This window comes from Amycolatopsis bartoniae, from assembly GCF_014191255.1.
In the GTDB taxonomy this organism is placed as follows: domain Bacteria; phylum Actinomycetota; class Actinomycetes; order Mycobacteriales; family Pseudonocardiaceae; genus Amycolatopsis_E; species Amycolatopsis_E bartoniae.
Genome location: NZ_JACHWH010000014.1, coordinates 57,832 through 73,660 on the forward strand (window position 1 = coordinate 57,832; position 15,829 = coordinate 73,660).

15 protein-coding genes and 1 pseudogene are annotated in these 15,829 nt (G+C 71.9%); 14 read left to right on the plus strand and 2 right to left on the minus strand.

Features of this window, described 5'->3' with window-relative positions:
- The first annotated feature begins 151 nt into the window (after window positions 1–151).
- The 7 genes and pseudogenes from FHX82_RS34130 to FHX82_RS34160 all read left to right on the plus strand — a co-directional run bounded on the left by FHX82_RS34130 (window position 152) and on the right by FHX82_RS34160 (window position 7,720).
- Window positions 152–1,015, plus strand: a complete 864-nt coding sequence (locus FHX82_RS34130; RefSeq protein WP_145935427.1) for an adenosyl-fluoride synthase — start codon at window positions 152–154, stop codon at window positions 1,013–1,015.
- Window positions 1,016–1,045: 30 nt separating this feature from the next.
- A pseudogene (locus tag FHX82_RS37510) lies at window positions 1,046–2,311 on the plus strand (cation:proton antiporter); the annotation flags it as partial.
- Between the two features lie 94 nt (window positions 2,312–2,405).
- On the plus strand, window positions 2,406–4,040 hold the full coding sequence (locus tag FHX82_RS34140) for a dihydroxy-acid dehydratase (protein WP_260172646.1): 1,635 nt from the start codon (window positions 2,406–2,408) through the stop codon (window positions 4,038–4,040).
- Window positions 4,037–4,786: an SDR family NAD(P)-dependent oxidoreductase gene (locus tag FHX82_RS34145; RefSeq protein ID WP_145935425.1), complete on the plus strand. Its 750-nt coding sequence runs from the start codon at window positions 4,037–4,039 to the stop codon at window positions 4,784–4,786. The genes FHX82_RS34140 and FHX82_RS34145 overlap by 4 nt, the downstream gene beginning before the upstream one ends.
- Before the next feature lie 247 nt (window positions 4,787–5,033).
- On the plus strand, window positions 5,034–6,224 hold the full coding sequence (gene metK / locus FHX82_RS34150; RefSeq protein ID WP_145935424.1) for a methionine adenosyltransferase: 1,191 nt from the start codon (window positions 5,034–5,036) through the stop codon (window positions 6,222–6,224).
- A gap of 6 nt (window positions 6,225–6,230) precedes the next feature.
- Window positions 6,231–6,818, plus strand: coding sequence for an adenine phosphoribosyltransferase (locus tag FHX82_RS34155; RefSeq protein WP_145935423.1), 588 nt, complete (start codon window positions 6,231–6,233; stop codon window positions 6,816–6,818).
- Window positions 6,819–7,039: 221 nt separating this feature from the next.
- Window positions 7,040–7,720 carry a LuxR C-terminal-related transcriptional regulator gene (locus FHX82_RS34160; RefSeq protein WP_145935422.1) on the plus strand — a complete coding sequence of 227 codons (681 nt, stop codon included), beginning with the start codon at window positions 7,040–7,042 and terminating at the stop codon, window positions 7,718–7,720.
- On the opposite strand, the gene FHX82_RS34165 is transcribed toward FHX82_RS34160, so the two are convergent.
- Window positions 7,677–8,717 (minus strand): carbohydrate kinase family protein, encoded by a 1,041-nt coding sequence (locus FHX82_RS34165; protein WP_145935421.1) that lies wholly within the window; start codon window positions 8,715–8,717, stop codon window positions 7,677–7,679. The genes FHX82_RS34160 and FHX82_RS34165 overlap by 44 nt on opposite strands.
- 360 nt (window positions 8,718–9,077) lie before the next feature.
- On the opposite strand from FHX82_RS34165, the gene FHX82_RS34170 reads away from it, so the two are divergent.
- From FHX82_RS34170 to FHX82_RS34190, 5 genes are all read left to right on the plus strand, one after another.
- Window positions 9,078–9,734 carry a response regulator transcription factor gene (locus FHX82_RS34170; RefSeq protein WP_145935420.1) on the plus strand — a complete coding sequence of 219 codons (657 nt, stop codon included), beginning with the start codon at window positions 9,078–9,080 and terminating at the stop codon, window positions 9,732–9,734.
- A gap of 61 nt (window positions 9,735–9,795) precedes the next feature.
- A complete protein-coding gene (locus FHX82_RS34175; RefSeq protein WP_221216905.1) occupies window positions 9,796–10,116 on the plus strand; it encodes a DUF190 domain-containing protein in 321 nt (106 codons plus the stop codon).
- 92 nt (window positions 10,117–10,208) lie between these two features.
- On the plus strand, window positions 10,209–11,771 hold the full coding sequence (locus tag FHX82_RS34180; RefSeq protein WP_373308612.1) for a 2-isopropylmalate synthase: 1,563 nt from the start codon (window positions 10,209–10,211) through the stop codon (window positions 11,769–11,771).
- The gene (gene leuD / locus FHX82_RS34185) at window positions 11,771–12,376 is read left to right on the plus strand and encodes a 3-isopropylmalate dehydratase small subunit (RefSeq protein ID WP_145935418.1); all 606 of its coding nucleotides are present in this window, start codon (window positions 11,771–11,773) and stop codon (window positions 12,374–12,376) included. Before FHX82_RS34180 ends, leuD begins: the two co-directional genes overlap by 1 nt.
- Window positions 12,370–13,287 (plus strand): aminotransferase class IV, encoded by a 918-nt coding sequence (locus FHX82_RS34190; protein WP_229880695.1) that lies wholly within the window; start codon window positions 12,370–12,372, stop codon window positions 13,285–13,287. The genes leuD and FHX82_RS34190 overlap by 7 nt, the downstream gene beginning before the upstream one ends.
- Here FHX82_RS34190 and FHX82_RS34195 read toward each other — a convergent pair.
- Window positions 13,195–14,181 carry a LysR family transcriptional regulator gene (locus FHX82_RS34195; protein ID WP_145935417.1) on the minus strand — a complete coding sequence of 329 codons (987 nt, stop codon included), beginning with the start codon at window positions 14,179–14,181 and terminating at the stop codon, window positions 13,195–13,197. The two genes, FHX82_RS34190 and FHX82_RS34195, sit on opposite strands and share 93 nt — an antisense overlap.
- Window positions 14,182–14,254: 73 nt before the next feature.
- On the opposite strand from FHX82_RS34195, the gene FHX82_RS34200 reads away from it, so the two are divergent.
- Both FHX82_RS34200 and FHX82_RS34205 read left to right on the plus strand, forming a co-directional pair.
- Entirely contained in the window at window positions 14,255–14,638 is a 384-nt protein-coding gene (locus FHX82_RS34200) for a RidA family protein (RefSeq protein WP_145935416.1), read from the plus strand.
- Window positions 14,626–15,813: an MFS transporter gene (locus FHX82_RS34205; RefSeq protein ID WP_221216907.1), complete on the plus strand. Its 1,188-nt coding sequence runs from the start codon at window positions 14,626–14,628 to the stop codon at window positions 15,811–15,813. Before FHX82_RS34200 ends, FHX82_RS34205 begins: the two co-directional genes overlap by 13 nt.
- The last annotated feature ends 16 nt before the right edge of the window (window positions 15,814–15,829 follow it).

Sequence of the window (15,829 nt, forward strand, 5' to 3'; positions counted from 1 at the left end):
CGCGCTGCGCCCTCGGGCCCGAACCGCGACGTGGCCTTGTGACCGGGCAATGGGGCCGATTACCGTGCCGGACAGGCAGTTTTCGCCATTACCCCACCATTTTCCGGGAGTACTCTTCATGGCCACGACCAAACGACCTGTTCTCGCTTTCATGAGCGACCTCGGTATCACCGACGACTCCGTCGCGCAGTGCAAGGGGCTCATGCTCAGCATCTGCCCGGACGTGACCATCGTCGACGTCTGCCACACCATGACGCCGTGGGACGTCGAGGAGGGCGCCCGCTACATCGTCGACCTGCCCCGGTTCTTCCCCGAGGGCACGGTGTTCGCCACCACGACCTACCCGGCGACCGGCACCGGCACCCGCTCGGTCGCGCTGCGCATCAAGCAGGCCGCCAAGGGCGGCGCCCGCGGCCAGTGGGCCGGTTCGGGCGCGGGTTTCGAACGCGCCGAGGGGTCTTATATCTACATCGCGCCCAACAACGGCCTGCTCACGTCCGTGATCGAGGAGCACGGATACCTGGAAGCGTACGAGGTCAGCTCCACCGAAGTGATCCCCGAGCAGCCCGAGCCGACGTTCTACAGCCGGGAGATGGTGGCGGTGCCCTCGGCGCACCTGGCGGCCGGTTTCCCGCTGGAGAAGGTGGGCCGGAAGCTCGCGGACGACGAGATCGTCCGGTTCGACCGGCCCAAGCCCGTACAGGACGAGGACGGCGACCTCGTGGGCGTGGTGACCACCATCGATCACCCGTTCGGCAACGTGTGGACCAACATCCACCGCGAGGACCTGGAAAAGGCGGGCGTGGGCTACGGCACGGAGCTGACGATCACGCTCGACGAGGTGCTGCCGTTCCGGTTGCCGCTCAGCCCCACCTTCGCCGACGCGGGCCCGATCGGTTCGCCGGTGGCCTACCTGTCCAGCCGCGGATATCTCGCGCTGGCGCGCAACGCGGCGAGCCTCGCCTACCCGTACAACATCCAGGCCGGCATCCCGGTCCGCGTGCACGTCGCCTGAGCCGTCAGCCGGACCGAAGGGGGAAGGCCCATGTCGATCCCGTCCGGGGAGCTGGCTCGTCTTCTGGTGGCGATCGCCGTCCTGCTCGTCGTCGCGCACGCGGCCGGGCGGGTGTTCGCGGTGCTGCGCCAGCCACCGGTGATCGGTGAGATCCTCGGCGGGCTGCTGCTCGGCCCGAGTGTGCTGGGCCTGATCGCGCCGGACGCGGCGAAGGGGCTCTTCCCCGCGTCCGGCGTGACCCCGGTCGGGCTGGGCGTGCTCGCCGAACTCGGCCTGCTGATGCTGATGTTCCTGTCCGGGCGCGAGGTGCTGGGCGCGCGGACCGCCACCCGGCGGCGTACCGTGGCCGCGGTGGCGGTGAGCGGGCTGGTCATCCCGCTCGGCGCCGGTCTCGCGAGTACCCGGCTGGTGGACCTCACGGCGTTTTCCGGGCCGCACGGCACGGAACTGACCGTCGCGCTGGTGTTCGGCATCGGCGTGGCGGTCACCAGTATCCCGGTGATCTCCCGGATCATGCTCGACCTGGACCTGCTGGGCACCAGGTTCGCCAGGATCGTGCTGTCGGTGGCGCTGCTGGAGGACGTCGTGCTCTACGTGGCGCTGGCCGTGATCCTGGGCCTGGCGCAGGGCAGCGCGGGTTCGGTGTTCGGGCTGTGGTCGCTGACCGGCGAAACCGGTACCGGGCTCACCACGGCGTACTACGTGGTGGCGAGCCTGGTGTTCTTCGCGGTGTTCATGCCGTTGGGCCGCCCGTTGTTCGGGTTGTTCGCCCGCAGCAGGTTCAACTTCCTGGAACGGCGCAGCCCGACCGCTTTCCGGCTGACCTTCCTGCTGGCCCTGGTGCTGGTGTGCGTGTTCCTGGGCATCAACCCGATCTTCGGCGCGGTACTGGCGGGCTTCGCCGCGGCGGGGGCGGACGCGGCGGAAGAGGACAGCGTCCGCCGGGCCGAGGCGGACCGGGCCTGGGACGCGCTGAAGAAGGTGTCGATGGCGCTGTTCGTGCCGTTGTACTTCGCCGGTGTCGGGCTGCAGCTGGACCTGGTGCACCACCTGTCCATCGGGTTCTTCGTCGCCTACCTGCTGCTGGCCTGTGGCACCAAGTCGGCCAGCGTCTGGCTGGGCGCACGGCTGGCGGGGGAGCGGCCGCGGGTGGCCACCGACCTCGCCGTCGCGCTCAACGCCCGGGGCGGGCCGGGCATCGTGCTGGCCACCGTGACCCGTTCCGCCGGGGTGATCGGCGAGGACCTCTTCACGGTCCTGGTCGTCCTGTCCATTGTCACCTCCCAGATCGCCGGGCTGTGGCTGCAGCACGCCGGGGTGGGAGCAGCCGAGACCGAACCGAGCGGAGGCGGGAATGTCGAACTTGTTCGAGGGAAGGGACCGGGCCCCGATGCGGGCGCACCTGCGGGCGATCGGGTTCTCCGCGACGGACCTGGCCCGGCCGGTCGTGGGGGTGGCGCATTCGTGGATCGGGACCATGCCGTGCAATTTCACGCACCGCCGCCTCGCTCAGGCGGTGGCGCGCGGGGTCCGCGAGGCGGGCGGCACCCCGATGGAGATCAACACGATCGCGATCTCCGACGTCGCCACGATGGGCAGTGAGGGGATGAAGACCTCGCTGGTGAGCAGGGAGGTGATCGCCGACTCGATCGAGCTCGTGGCGCTGGGACACCAGCTGGACGCGCTGGTCACGATCGTGGGCTGCGACAAGACCATTCCGGCGGCGGCGATGGCGCACGCGCGGCTGAACATCCCCGGCGTCATCGTCTACTCCGGCTCCATCCTGCCCGGCGAATGGCGCGGTTCGCCGGTCACGGTCGCGTCGGTGTTCGAGGCGGTGGGCGCACACGCGGCGGGACGACTGTCCGATGTGGACCTGGCGGAGCTCGAAGCATCCGCCTGTCCCGGCGCGGGTGCCTGCGGCGGGCAGTACACCGCCAACACCATGGCGATGGCGCTGGAGTTCCTCGGCCTGTCGCCACTGGGATCCGCCGGCCCGCCCGCGCTGGACCCGCGCCGGGAACGGGTGGCGGCCGAGGCCGGCCGCCTCGTGCTGGACGTGCTCGCCGACGGCCGGACGCCGGACCGCATCCTGACGCCGGGCGCGTTCGCCAACGCGATCGCCGCGGGCGCGGCGACCGCCGGTTCGACCAACCTGGTGCTGCATCTGCTCGCGCTCGCGCGGGAGGCCGGAGTTCCGCTGGAGCTGGGCGATTTCGACGCCATCAGCGCGCGCACGCCGGTGATCGCCGACCTGATGCCGCACGGCCGGTACACCGCCGTCGACCTGGACCGGGCGGGCGGCAGCCGCCTGGTGGCGAGCCGCCTCGCCGAAGCCGGGCTCCTCGACACCGGGCAGCTCACGGTGACCGGCCGTTCGCTGGGCGAGGAGGCGGCGGGGGCCCGGGAGCAGCCGGGCCAGGACGTGGTCGTCCCGGTGTCGCGGCCGCTGGAGCCGCAGGGCGGGCTCGTCGTGCTGCACGGGAACCTCGCGCCCGAGGGCTGTGTCGTGAAGGTCGCCGGGTTGTCCCGGCTGCGGCACACCGGTCCGGCGCGGGTGTTCGAGCGCGAGGAGACGGCGATGAGCGCCGTCCAGTCCGGCGGGATCGCCGCCGGGGACGTCGTGGTGATCCGCGGTGAGGGACCGCGGGGCGGGCCGGGCATGCGCGAGATGCTCGGGGTGACGGCGGCGCTGGTCGGGCGCGGGCTCGGTGACCGCGTCGCGCTGCTGACCGACGGCCGGTTTTCCGGTGCCACCAGGGGGTTGATGGCCGGGCACGTCGCACCGGAGGCCGCCGCGGGCGGGCCGATCGGACTGCTGCGCGACGGGGATCCGGTCACCTTCGACGTCCGGGAGCGCACGTTGCGGGTGGAGCTGACGGCGGCGGAGCTGGCGGCACGGACCGGCGAGTGGCGTCCCCTGGAGGATCGCTACCGGACCGGCGTGATGGCGAAGTACCGCGCCCTGGTGGGGTCCGCTTCGGACGGTGCGGTGCTCACCGTGCCGGAGAAGGTGCGGCCGTGACCGGCCCGCTCGCCGGACTGTCCTGTGTGGTCACGGGCGCGGCTTCGGGCATCGGCCGGGCGACCGCGGAACGGTTCGCGGCCGAAGGCGCCTCGCTCGTGCTGACCGACATCGACGACGAGGGTCTGGCGAAGGTGCTGCCCGGCCGCGACGTGGTCCGGGTCGCCGGAGACGTCGCCGAACCCGCCGACGCCGCCGCGATGGTCGACGGCGCCGTCGGAACCTACGGGCGGCTCGACGTCCTCGTCGCGAACGCCGGGATCATCCCGATGGCCGACGTGGTCGCCACGAGCGTGGCCGACTGGGACGCGGTGCTGCGCGTCGACGGCCGCGGCATGTTCCTGACGTGCAAGTACGCCGTCGAGCACATGAAGGACAGCGGCGGCGGCTCGATCGTGTGCGTCTCCTCGATCTCCGGCGTCGCCGGGCAGCGGGGGCAGGCGGCGTACGGCCCGGCCAAGTTCGTCGCGTCGGGACTGGCCAAGCACCTGGCCGTCGAATGGGCGGCACACGGGATCCGGGTGAACGCGGTCGCACCCGGCACCATCCGCACCGAACGGGTTCGCCGGCTGGCCGGCGAACCCGGCGGCTCCGGCTACCTCGCCGCGATGGAGCGGATGCATCCGCTCGGCAGGCTCGGTGAGCCCGCCGAAGTGGCCGCCGCGATCGCGTTCCTCGCCGGGCGCGACGCCTCGTTCGTCACCGGTGTGGTTCTTCCGGTCGACGGCGGCTATCTCGCGCAGTGACCGGCGTCTTCGGCCCGCGGCACGCCGTGCCGCGGGTTCCCGTCATGCCCGCCGCCGGACCGGCCAGGAATCGCGCAGTACCCGGAACGTGGCAGTGCGGTTACGACCTCCCGGCATTGTGGGCGCCGGTTTCCCGGGCGCACACTGGGTTCCAAGTAGTTGCCGAGGCCGCCGCACCGGCGTGGTTCCCACGCGAAGCGGACGCTGCCTTTCGTGGCATTTCTGCCCGAACCTTGAGGAGACCGGTGTGCCTGAACGCCTGTTCACTTCCGAATCGGTGACCGAAGGTCATCCCGACAAGCTCGCCGACCGGATCAGCGACGCCATCGTCGACGCGGCACTGGCCGCCGATCCCGCGGCCCGGGTGGCCGTCGAAACCCTGACCACCACCGGCCTGGTGCACGTGGCCGGCGAGATGAGCCGGCTACCACCGGACGTGCCCGGGCTGGTGCGCGAAACCGTGCTCGACGTCGGTTACGACTCGGCGCGCAAGGGGTTCGACGGTGCCGCCTGCGGGGTACAGGTGTCCGTCGGCGGCCAGTCGCCCGACATCGCCCAGGGAGTCGAGCGGTCCCTGGAGGCCCGGGACCACACCGCGGCGGGCGAGCTCGACCGGCAGGGCGCGGGCGATCAGGGCATGATGTTCGGCTTCGCGTGCCGTGAGACGCCGGAGCTGATGCCGCTGCCGATCCTGCTCGCGCACCGGCTGGCCGAGGGGCTGGCGCGGGTGCGCCGCAGCGGCGAGCTGCCGTTCCTCGGCCCGGACGGCAAGACGCAGGTCACCATCGCCTACGCCGACGGCCGCCCCCGGCGGCTGGACACCGTGGTGGTCTCGGCGCAGCACGACGCGGGCGTGGATGTGGAGCGGACCCTCGCGCCCGCGGTGGAACGGCTGGTGGTGCGCCCGGAGCTGGAGCGGCTGGAGCTGGCGGGCGAGCGGGTCCGGTTGCTGGTCAACCCGACCGGCCGGTTCGAGCGCGGCGGCCCGGCCGCCGACACCGGGGTCACCGGGCGCAAGATCATCATCGACACCTATGGCGGCATGGCCCGCCACGGTGGCGGCGCGTTCTCCGGGAAGGACCCGTCGAAGGTGGACCGGTCCGCCGCGTACGCCTTGCGCTGGGTGGCGAAGAACGTCGTCGCGGCCGAGCTCGCCGCGCGCTGTGAGATCCAGGTCGCCTACGCCATCGGCGCGGCGGCGCCGGTCTCGCTCATGATCGACTGCTTCGGCACCGAAAAGGTGCCCGTCGACCGGATCCAGGCCGCGGTGACGGCGGTGTTCGACCTCCGCCCGGCCGCGATCATCCGCGATCTCGGCCTGCGCCGCCCGATCTACCGGGAAACCGCCGCATACGGGCATTTCGGCCGTGCCGAGGGGAAGTTCCCGTGGGAGCGCACGGACCGGGTGGACGCGTTGCTGACCGCGCTCGAGGCGTGAGCCGCCATGACCTTCCCCCGGCCCTTCCTCGTCCCCGCCGACCCCGCCGAGCAGCTCGCCCGTGACGTCGTGGCCCGGCTGCGCCCCTACCCCGACTTCCCGGAACCGGGCGTGCTGTTCCAGGACCTCTGCCCGGTGTTCGCCGACCCCGCGTTGCTGAACCGGGTGGTTTCCGCCGTGCTCGCCCGGTATTCGGGCGCCTTCGACGTGGTACTGGGCGTCGAGGCGCGAGGGTTCGTGCTCGCCACGGCCATCGCCCAGCTCAGCGGGCGTCCGCTCGTCCTCGCCCGCAAACCGGGCAAGTTGCCGGGACGCCTGCATCAGGTGCGGTATTCGCTGGAGTACGGCGATGCCGCACTCCAGACGCAGCAGGACGCGTTTCCGCGCGGAGCCAGGGTGCTGCTCGTGGACGACGTGCTCGCCACCGGCGGCACACTGGAGGCCGCCGCGAAGCTGGTTGCGCTGGGCGGTGGGCTGGTCGCCGGGTACGCGGTGGTGGTGACGATCGCACCGCTCGGCGGGCCCGCCCGCCTGTCCGCCTTGCCCGCGTTCAGTGTGCTCACCCTTTCGGGCGGCGGCGAAACGCCGGGCTAGCGGAGTCCGTTCGTACCAACCGTCTCTCGCCGTCCGCGTCGGCGGTTCGGCCCAGCGGGGGCACGCCTTTCGCAGGCTGCCGTCCCTTCTTCCAAGGGCTACGCTTGTCCGTCCACAGTGTTGTGGCTCCGCCGGCGCGGCCACCGATTCCGCCGCTGCCCGGGTTCCCTGCGGCCCCGAGGCGAAGGCAAGTGCCCGAATTCTCGTGAGGGGCTGCGTCCATGAATGATTCCGGCAACGAGATCAGTGTCTTCGTCGTCGACAGACACCGGTTGTTCCGGCAGGGAATCATCCAGATCCTGTCGGTGGAGGACGACATCCGGGTGGTGGGCGAGTGCGGCCTCGGCAAGGACGCGGTGGCGCTGGTGGGCCGGGTCCGGCCGGACGTGGTGCTGCTCGACAGCGACCGCAGCGGGGCACGCGCGGCGGGCATGGTGCGCGGGCTGCTGGTCACCTCACCCGGCTCGAAGGTGGTCGTGGTGACGGTGCACGACGACCCGCGGCTGGTCGGCACCCTCATCGCCGCCGGCGCGAACGCCTACGTGCTCAAGGACGCGACCCGGGAGGAGCTGCTGACAACCTTGCGCAGCGTGCACCGGGACGCGGGGCACGTGGTGGTGTCGGTGCCGCGCGAGACGCTCACCGGGATGCACGAGCTCGACCGCACGCTGTTGTCCAGGCGGGAGAAGGAGGTGCTGGCGCTCGTCGCCGGCGGGATGCGGAACTCCGAGATCGCCAGCGAGCTGTACATCTCCGAGGGCACGGTGAAACGCCATCTCACCAACGCCTACACGAAGCTGGGCGCCGAATCGCGCATCAACGCCGTGAAGAAGGCGATCTCGCTCGGCATCGTGTCCGTCAACGACCTGTTCGAAGCGAACGAGGAGGTTCTCGACGAGTGAGCGCCGAACGGCCCGCGGCCAGCCCGGCGGCCAGCCGCGGCGCCAGTTCCGCGGTCGCTCGCGGGCCGTAGGTGCGGGACAACCGCGCCAGCAGTTCCGCGCCGTCCAGCTCGTAGTCCGCGGTGCCCCGCGTTTCCAGCACGGTGGTGGCGACCGCGCAGCCGAGCCGGGCGGCGCCGGTGTAGGGCAGGCCCCAGCCGCGTGCGGCGAGGAACCCAGCGCGGAAGCCGTCTCCGGCGCCGGTGGGGTCGAGCACCGCGCCGGCCACGGCGGGCACCTCGATGGCAGTCCCGGCCGGCACGTCGATGCGCACGCCGGCCGCACCCAGCGTCGTGATCCAGACGCCCACCCGGCGCCGCACGTCCGCCTCGCCCCAGCCCGTTTTGCGCAGCAGCAGCGCGTGTTCGTACTCGTTGGTGAACAGGTAGCGGGCACCGTCGACCAGCCGCCGGATCGCGGGGCCGTCCAGCAGCGCCAGCTGCTGCGAGGGATCGGCCGCGAACGCCAGGTCCAGGCCACGGCAGCATTCGGTGTGCCGCAGCATCGCCTCGGCGTCGTCCGGCCCGATCACCACGAGATCGACGCGGCCCGCGCGGGCGAGCACGTGTTCGAGCTCGATCCGCCGCGCCGAGGTCATCGCCCCGGGGTGGAACGACGCGATCTGGTTCTGTTCCCGGTCGGTGGTGCACCAGAACCGTGCGGTGTGGGCCTCTTCGTCCACCAGCACCCCCGCGGTGTCCACCCCGGCCGCCTCCAGCCACGCGCGGTACTCCCCGAAGTCGTGCCCGGCCGCGGCGACCAGCAACGGCCGCTGCCCCAGCCTGCCCAGGCCCGCGGTGATGTTGGCCGCGACCCCGCCGTAGCGCACGTCGAGCCTGTTCACCAGGAACGACAAGGAGATCCGGTCGAGCGCGCCGTCGATCAGCTGCTCGCCGAACGAGCCGGGGAAGGTGGCGAGGTGGTCGATCGCCACCGAGCCGGTCACCGCTGTCCGCATGGCGTCATCGTCGCGCCGCGGCCGCGCCGCGCGCATCGGTCGGAGGGTGTAACGCGAACTGTCACCGAGGGCCCGATTCGCGGAGTCCGTGTTTCCGTGCGAAATGGCGATGTCATTTCCCGGAAAGGGAAGTCATGTATCGGGTCGATGACGCGAACGGGCTACCAACAAGGTCGTACCCTGTTTCCGGAAGGAAAACTCTTGCGAGCGGGTGTCGCTTGTGTGATACTTCGACGGCTGGGGTGTCGACCTTTGTGGGAAAATGCGGTGATGATTTCTCGCGTTACCCGCGCCGTGTGAAACGCCATCCCGGGAAAAATTCTTGGTGGTACCACGGATACCTGCGGAAGAGACGGGCCCATGACGGAGGACACCGACAGGATCAGGGTGGCCGTGATCGACGGCCAGCGGCTGTTCCGGCTGGGGATGATCGGGCTGCTGGCCGCCGAACCGGACATCGAGGTGGTCGGCGGGAGCGCTCCCGGCCCTGCCGCCGGCGCGCTGGTCGGCCGCACGCGCCCGGAGGTCGTCCTGCTGGAGACCGAGCTCGGCTCGGCCGGCTCCGCGCAGGGCATGCGCGTCCTGCTCACGGCCTCGCCGCGGTCCAAGCTGGTGGTCGTGACCAGCCGGTACGACGCCCGTCTCGCCGCCGCCGGGGCGCACGGGTACGTGCTGCGCAGTGCCGGCCGGGACGAGCTGCTGGTGGCCGTGCGTGCCGCGCACCGCGGTTCCGGGCGGGTACTGGTGTCGGTCTCGCGCGAGACCTTCACCCAGCTCGGCCGCGCGCCCGGTGCGCTGCTGTCCCGGCGGGAACGGGAGGTGATGGTGCTGGTCGCGGTCGGTATGCGCAACTCACAGATAGCGAATCGGCTCTACATCTCCGAGGGCACCGTCAAACGGCATCTGACGAATGCCTACCTGAAACTGGGCGCCGCCTCCCGGATGGCGGCGGTGAAGAAAGCGCTTTCGCTGGGCATCGTCTCCTATGGCGATCTGGAGAATTCCGAAACCGGATAGGCGGCCGGCCTCGGACACATTTCCCGAAAAAAAGGGGAGGAGTACCGTGCGGGGACAGGCGATGCGATTGACCGTGCTGGTCGGGGACGATCTGTGGCACCACCGGCCCGTCGCCCACGAGATCGTGCACCGCGCGCGTGAGGCGGGGCTCGCGGGCGCGACGGTGTTCCGTGCCGTGGAAGGCTACGGCGCCGGGTCGCGGATCCACACCCTGCGCCTGCTCTCGCTGGCGGACGGGATAGCGAACCTGGTGATGATCGTGGACACCGAGGAGCGGGTGCGCGAGTTCGTGCCGCGGCTCGACGGGTTGTTCGTGGACGGTCTGGTGCTGCTCGAACCGGTGGAGGTCGTGGTGCCGGCGCCGCCGCGGCCGCGGGTGTGATGCGACCTTCGGCGAAGGCCGGTACGACCGTCCGGCCGGGAAACCGCGCTCCTGGTCGGACGCCCCGGGGGCAGCGGGCCCGTTAGCTTCGGATGGCCCCCGTGAAGGAGACCGAAGCCGTGAAGAACCTGATGAGCACGCAGCAGCCGAGCGGAATGCCGGTGCACAAGTACGCCCGCTACGAGCCGTTCTCGTTGCGGGACCGGACCTGGCCGGACAAGGTGCCGGCGAAGGCGCCGATCTGGGCGAGCGTCGACCTGCGGGACGGGAACCAGGCGCTCATCGACCCGATGGGCATCGACCGCAAGCGCAGGCTCTACGACCACCTGATCGCGCTGGGGTTCAAGGAGATCGAGGTCGGTTTCCCGCTCTCGTGCGAGGCGGACTGGCAGTTCACCCGGCACGTCATCGAACAGGACCTGATTCCCGACGACGTGACGATCCAGGTGATGAGCCCCATCCGCGACGGCATGATCGAGCGGACCGCCGAGGCCGTCAAGGGCGCGCCGCGGGCGATCCTCCAGATCTACAACCCCACCTCGGCCATCCAGCGCCGCGTCGTGTTCCGCAAGAGCAGGGCGGAGATCAAGGCCCTGGCGTTGCGGGGAGCCGAGACGGCGCTGCGGCTGCGGGACAGCCTGCCCGGCACCGAGATCCAGCTGCAGTACGCGGCCGAGTCGTTCAGCCAGACCGAGCCGGAGTTCGCGCTGGAGGTGTGCAACGCCGTGCTCCAGTTGTGGCGCCCGGTGGCGGCCGACCGGACGAGGATCGTGCTGCCGACCACTGTGGAGTGCTACCCGCCGCACGAGTTCGCCGACCGGATCGAGTGGATCGACCGCAACCTCGCCTACCGCGACGAAGTCATCCTGTCGCTGCATCCGCACAACGACCGGGGCAGCGGGGTCGCGGCCACCGAGCTGGGGCTGCTGGCCGGGGCCGAGCGGGTGGAGGGCACCCTGTTCGGCAACGGCGAGCGGGCCGGCAACGTCTGCCTGGTGACGCTGGCGATGAACCTGTTCTCCCAGGGCATCGACCCCGAGCTGGATCTGTCCGATCTGGACGGTTCACGACGGCTGGTCGAGGAGTGCAACCAGCTGCCGGTTTCGGTGCGCCATCCGTGGGCCGGTGACTTCGTCTACACCTCGTTCGCCGGTTCCCACCAGGACGCGATCGACAAGGGCGTCCTGGCGCGCGCCGAGTCCGGGCAGGAGAGGTGGGAGGTGCCGTACCTGCCGATCGACCCGGCGGACGTGGCTCGCGAGTACCGCCCGCTGGTGCGGATCAACCGGCAGTCCGGCAAGGGCGGGATCGCCCACCTGCTACGCGCCGGGCACGGCCTGGACCTGCCGCGGCGCCTGCAGATCGAGTTCGCCGCGCTGGTGCAGGCCCACGCCGAGCACGTGGGCGAGATCAGCCCCGGGCAGCTCTGGGCGTGGTTCCGGGAGCAGTACCTGACCGGAACGGGGCCGGACGACGTGGGCGAAGTCCTGAGCAGCCACACACATCAGCGTCCCGACGGGTCGTTCGCCGGCTACGCGGAACTGCGGGTGGGGACGAAAACGCGCTGGGGCGTGGGTTTCGGCGCCACCGCCGAGGAAGCGCTCGCGGCTGCCCGCCGGTCCGCGGCCGGACGGCTCGCCGGCGAGGAGGCGTGATGGGCACCCCGGTGAAGTCCCTGCGGGCGACAGCGGCACCGCTGCGGCGCAGCGATGTGGACACCGACCAGATCATCCCGGCGGAGTTCTGCAAACGGCTCGGCCGGACGGGCTACGAGGACACGCTGTTCTTCCGCTGGCGGGACGAGCCCTGGTACCCGTTGGGCAAACCGCCCTACGCGGACGCCGGGGTGCTGCTCGCCGGTCCTCGCTTCGGCGTGGGCTCCTCGCGCGAACACGCCGTGTGGGCGTTGCGGGACTTCGGTTTCCGGGCGGTCATCGCCTCCTCGTTCGGCGACATCTTCCGCTCCAACGCGACCAAGAACGGCCTGCTCACCGCGCAGGCGGACGAGGACTTCGTGCGCGCGCTGCAGGACCTGGCCGAGCACGCGCCGGACACCGTGGTGACGGTGGACCTGGAGGCGACCGAGATCCGCGCCGGAGACCTCCGTGGTGGCTTCCGGATCGGCGCCTACGCGCGCTGGCAGCTGCTGAACGGGTTCGACGACATCGACCTCGTGCTCAGCCACGAGCGCGAGATCGAAGCCCACGAGCGGCGGCGCACACCGGTGCTGCCTTCGCTCGGGGACGAGGCATCGTGGTGACCGCCCGGCTGTCCAGCCACACCTATCTCGACGCCGATCCGGGCGGGCGCACCATCCCGTTCGGCGGCAACAGCGTGCAGCACGGCACCGCGGTGTTCGACGGAATCCGGTGCTACCGCACGAGTTCCGGGCCCGCCCTGTTCAGGCCGCGGGACCACGTCCGGCGGCTGCTGTCCTCGGCCAGGGCACTGGGCATCGAGCACCGGTACTCGTTCGAGGACCTGCTGACGGCGGTCGGCCGGGCGGCGTCCGAAAGCGGTCTCGGCGACAGCTACGTGCGGCCGGTGCTGTTCGCGCCTGAACCGTATCTCGGGGTGGACCTGAGCGCGTTCCGGTTCACCCTCGGCGTCGAGGTGTGGCCGGTGCCGCCCGTGAGCCGCGCGGAAGCCCGCCTCACCGTGTCGCCGTGGCGCCGGCCCGCGACGTCGTCCTTTCCGCCCACGGTCAAGGCGACCGGCACGTACGCGGTGTCCGCGCTGGCGAAGACGCGCGCGGTCGCCGCGGGTTTCGACGACGCGATCCAGCTCGACGCGCTGTCCGGCCGGGTCGCGGAGGCCACCATCGCCAACGTCTTCCTCGTGCGGGACGGCCGTCTGCTCACCCCCTGGCCGGAGGACGCCCTGCTGCCGGGCATCACCCGTGACAGCGTGCTGAGCCTGGCCGCCGCGCTCGGCATCGAGGCCCGCGAGGGGCCGGTCGAGGTCACCGAGCTGGCAGGCGCGGACGAGGTGTTCCTGACCGGGACGGCGAGTGAGCTGGTGGGCGTCCGCTCGATCGACGAGTGGCACTTTCCGGGCCGGGGCCCGGTGTTCGCCGAACTAGCCCGCGCCTTCCGGGACGCTGTCACCGGGCGGCGGTTCGGTGAGCTCGGCTGGTGCGTGCCCGTCGCGGAAAGCGCCGCGCTCGGCTGAGACCGCCTGCTCGCGCAGCAGCCCGAGCACCGTGGCCAGCGTGGGCGACCGCTCGGTACCGGCCCGGACGGCCGCGTAGATCATCCGGCCCGCGCCGGGGTTCGACAGCGGGCGCACGGCGACGCCCGCCGGCGGATGCGCCAGCGCCAGCCGCGGTACGAGCGCGACACCGGCCCCGGCGGCCACCAGGGTCATCACCCCGGTCCACTCGTTCACCCGGTGCCGGAAGTCCGGGGTGAAACCCGCCATCGCGCACGCACCCGCCACGACCTGGGCGCACGGCCCCCCGCCGGCTCCCGCGATCCACGGCTGCCCGCTCGCCGCCGCGAGGTCCACTTCGGACACCGAAGCCAGCGGGTGTCCCGCGGGCACGGCGAGCATCAGCGGGTCGAACAGCAGGTCCTCGCGGTGGTACCGGGAATCGGTGCGTGGCGGGCCGCCCGGGTGATCCACCGTGACCACCACGTCCAGCGTCGCGGCGTCGAGCCGGGCGAAACACCCTGGCGACTCGATCTCCTCGACGCGCAGCCGGATTCCCGGCCGCTGGCGCGCCAGCGTGGCGAGCACGGGACCGGCGAGGGCGTGGATGGCCGACGCGAAGGCGCCGAGCGTGGCCCGCCCGGCGTAACCGTTGCCGTGTGCGACGAGGTCCGCCCTGGCCTGCGCCAGCTGGCTGTCGATGACGGCCGCGTGTTCGAGCAGCAGGTGCGCCTGCTCGGTGAGCCGGACCTGCCGCCCGTGCCGGATCAGCAGCGGCGCCTGGAAGTCCCGCGAGAGCCTGGTGAGCTGCTGGGACACCGCCGACGGGGTCAGGTGCAGCGCTTCGGCCACCGCGGCGATGGTGCCGCGGTCGTGGAGCTCCTGGAGCAGCTTGAGCTTGCGGACATCAACCATTAAGTAGAAGCTTACGGTTTTCGGCAAAGAAGTCTAGCTGGACTTCGCAGTCGGGGTTCGCGAGGCTGAAGGCATGGATCTCGCGCGTCAGCTGGTCTTCTCCGGATCACCGTTCGAGAGCGCGGTCGGCTACGCCCGCGCCGTGCGCGTCGGGCCACTGGTGTACGTCTCGGGCACCACCGCCGCGGGAAAAGACGCGGGCGAACAGGCCGCGGAAGTGCTGCGGCGCATCGGATCGGCGCTGGCCGAGGCGGGTGCGGCACCGGAGGACGTGGTCCGCACGCGGGTGTACCTGACCGACATGGCGCACTTCTCCGACGTCGGCCGGGCGCACGCGGAGGTTTTCGGCGACGTCCGCCCGGCGACGGCCGTGGTCGAGGTCGCGGCACTCGCGGCGCCGGAGCTCCTGGTGGAGATCGAGGCGGACGCGGTGATCGGCGGCGCGTGGCCGGAGTGACGCCGCGGGCGGACGCCCTGCCCCGGGGGCGGTTGCGCTTCACCGGGCTCGCGTTCGCGCTCGGCGTGCTCATCCTCGGCACGAACCTGCCGAGCCCGCTCTACGCCGTGTACGGCCACCGGTTCGGGTTCTCCCCGCTCACCATCACGATGCTGGTGTCGGTCTACGTCGCGGTGCTCGTGCCCGCGCTGCTGGTGTGCGGGTCGCTGGCGGACTCGGCGGGGCTGCGGCGCGTCGTGGTGCCCGCGATCGCCGCCGCGGCCCTGGGGGCGGTCCTCTTCGCGGTGGCCGGCGGGACGGGCTGGCTGTTCGCCGCGCGGTCCGTGCAGGGGCTCGCGGTCGGTGCCGCCTCGGGGCCGCTCACGGCCGCACTGGTCGCCACCGAGCCGGCGGGCAACCAGGCACGGGCCTCGCTGCTGGGTTCGCTGATGACCACCTGCGGAGCGGGCCTCGGCCCGGTGCTCGCGGGCGGGCTCGCCCAGTACGCGCCGGCGCCGCTGGTGTTGTGCTACCTGCTGGAACTCGGCCTGCTCGCCGTCGCGCTGGGAGTCGTCGCCCCGCTGCGGGGCGGCGGGCGCGGCCGGGCCAGGATGCGGCTGCCCCGGATCCCGGCGGAGATCCGGACGCCGTTCGCGGTGGCGGGGGCGGTGAGCTTCCTCGCCTGGGCGGTGGCCTACATCGTGCTCGGTCTCGTTCCGTCCTATGTGGAGGGTGCCGTGCACAGTGGCAACCTGCTGCTCGGCGGTGGGGCGGCCGGAATGCTGCTGCTGTGCGCCGCCGTCGCGCAGGTCGCGTTCGCCCGGTGGCCGCCGGTGCGGACGATGCCGGCGGGGCTCGTGCTGCTGGTGCTCGGGCTGGTGGGGCTCGTCGCGGCCGGGCTGCTGTCGTCGGTGCCGCTGCTGCTGGGCACCGTCGCGGTCACCGGGATCGGGCAGGGGCTGGCGTTCATGGGCGCGTTGCGCCGGGTCAACGGCCTCGCGCCGCCGGCGGAGCGGGCCGGGGTGGCGTCGGCCTTCTACGTCGTGACCTACCTGGGTGGCGGTGGCCCGGTGATCGTGGTGGGGCTGCTCGCCATCCCGCTGGGGCTGGTGCCCGCGGTGCAGCTCGCCGCGGGCGTGCTCGCACTCGCCTGCCTCGCGGTACTGGTGGCGGTGCGCAGGTCCGAGTACACGTAGGTCGTAGGCATGGTGC

What these genes read in the sequence shown, in the direction of transcription:
- FHX82_RS34130 (WP_145935427.1), top strand. Translation starts at nt 152, where the DNA reads ATGAGCGACCTCGGTATCACCGACGACTCCGTCGCGCAGTGCAAGGGG.
- FHX82_RS34140 (WP_260172646.1), top strand. Translation starts at nt 2,406, where the DNA reads ATGCGGGCGCACCTGCGGGCGATCGGGTTCTCCGCGACGGACCTGGCC.
- FHX82_RS34155 (WP_145935423.1), top strand. Translation starts at nt 6,231, where the DNA reads ATGACCTTCCCCCGGCCCTTCCTCGTCCCCGCCGACCCCGCCGAGCAG.
- FHX82_RS34160 (WP_145935422.1), top strand. Translation starts at nt 7,040, where the DNA reads ATGAATGATTCCGGCAACGAGATCAGTGTCTTCGTCGTCGACAGACAC.
- FHX82_RS34165 (WP_145935421.1), bottom strand. Translation starts at nt 8,717, where the DNA reads ATGCGGACAGCGGTGACCGGCTCGGTGGCGATCGACCACCTCGCCACC.
- FHX82_RS34170 (WP_145935420.1), top strand. Translation starts at nt 9,078, where the DNA reads ATGACGGAGGACACCGACAGGATCAGGGTGGCCGTGATCGACGGCCAG.
- FHX82_RS34175 (WP_221216905.1), top strand. Translation starts at nt 9,796, where the DNA reads ATGCGATTGACCGTGCTGGTCGGGGACGATCTGTGGCACCACCGGCCC.
- FHX82_RS34180 (WP_373308612.1), top strand. Translation starts at nt 10,209, where the DNA reads ATGGCCCCCGTGAAGGAGACCGAAGCCGTGAAGAACCTGATGAGCACG.
- leuD (WP_145935418.1), top strand. Translation starts at nt 11,771, where the DNA reads ATGGGCACCCCGGTGAAGTCCCTGCGGGCGACAGCGGCACCGCTGCGG.
- FHX82_RS34195 (WP_145935417.1), bottom strand. Translation starts at nt 14,181, where the DNA reads ATGGTTGATGTCCGCAAGCTCAAGCTGCTCCAGGAGCTCCACGACCGC.
- FHX82_RS34200 (WP_145935416.1), top strand. Translation starts at nt 14,255, where the DNA reads ATGGATCTCGCGCGTCAGCTGGTCTTCTCCGGATCACCGTTCGAGAGC.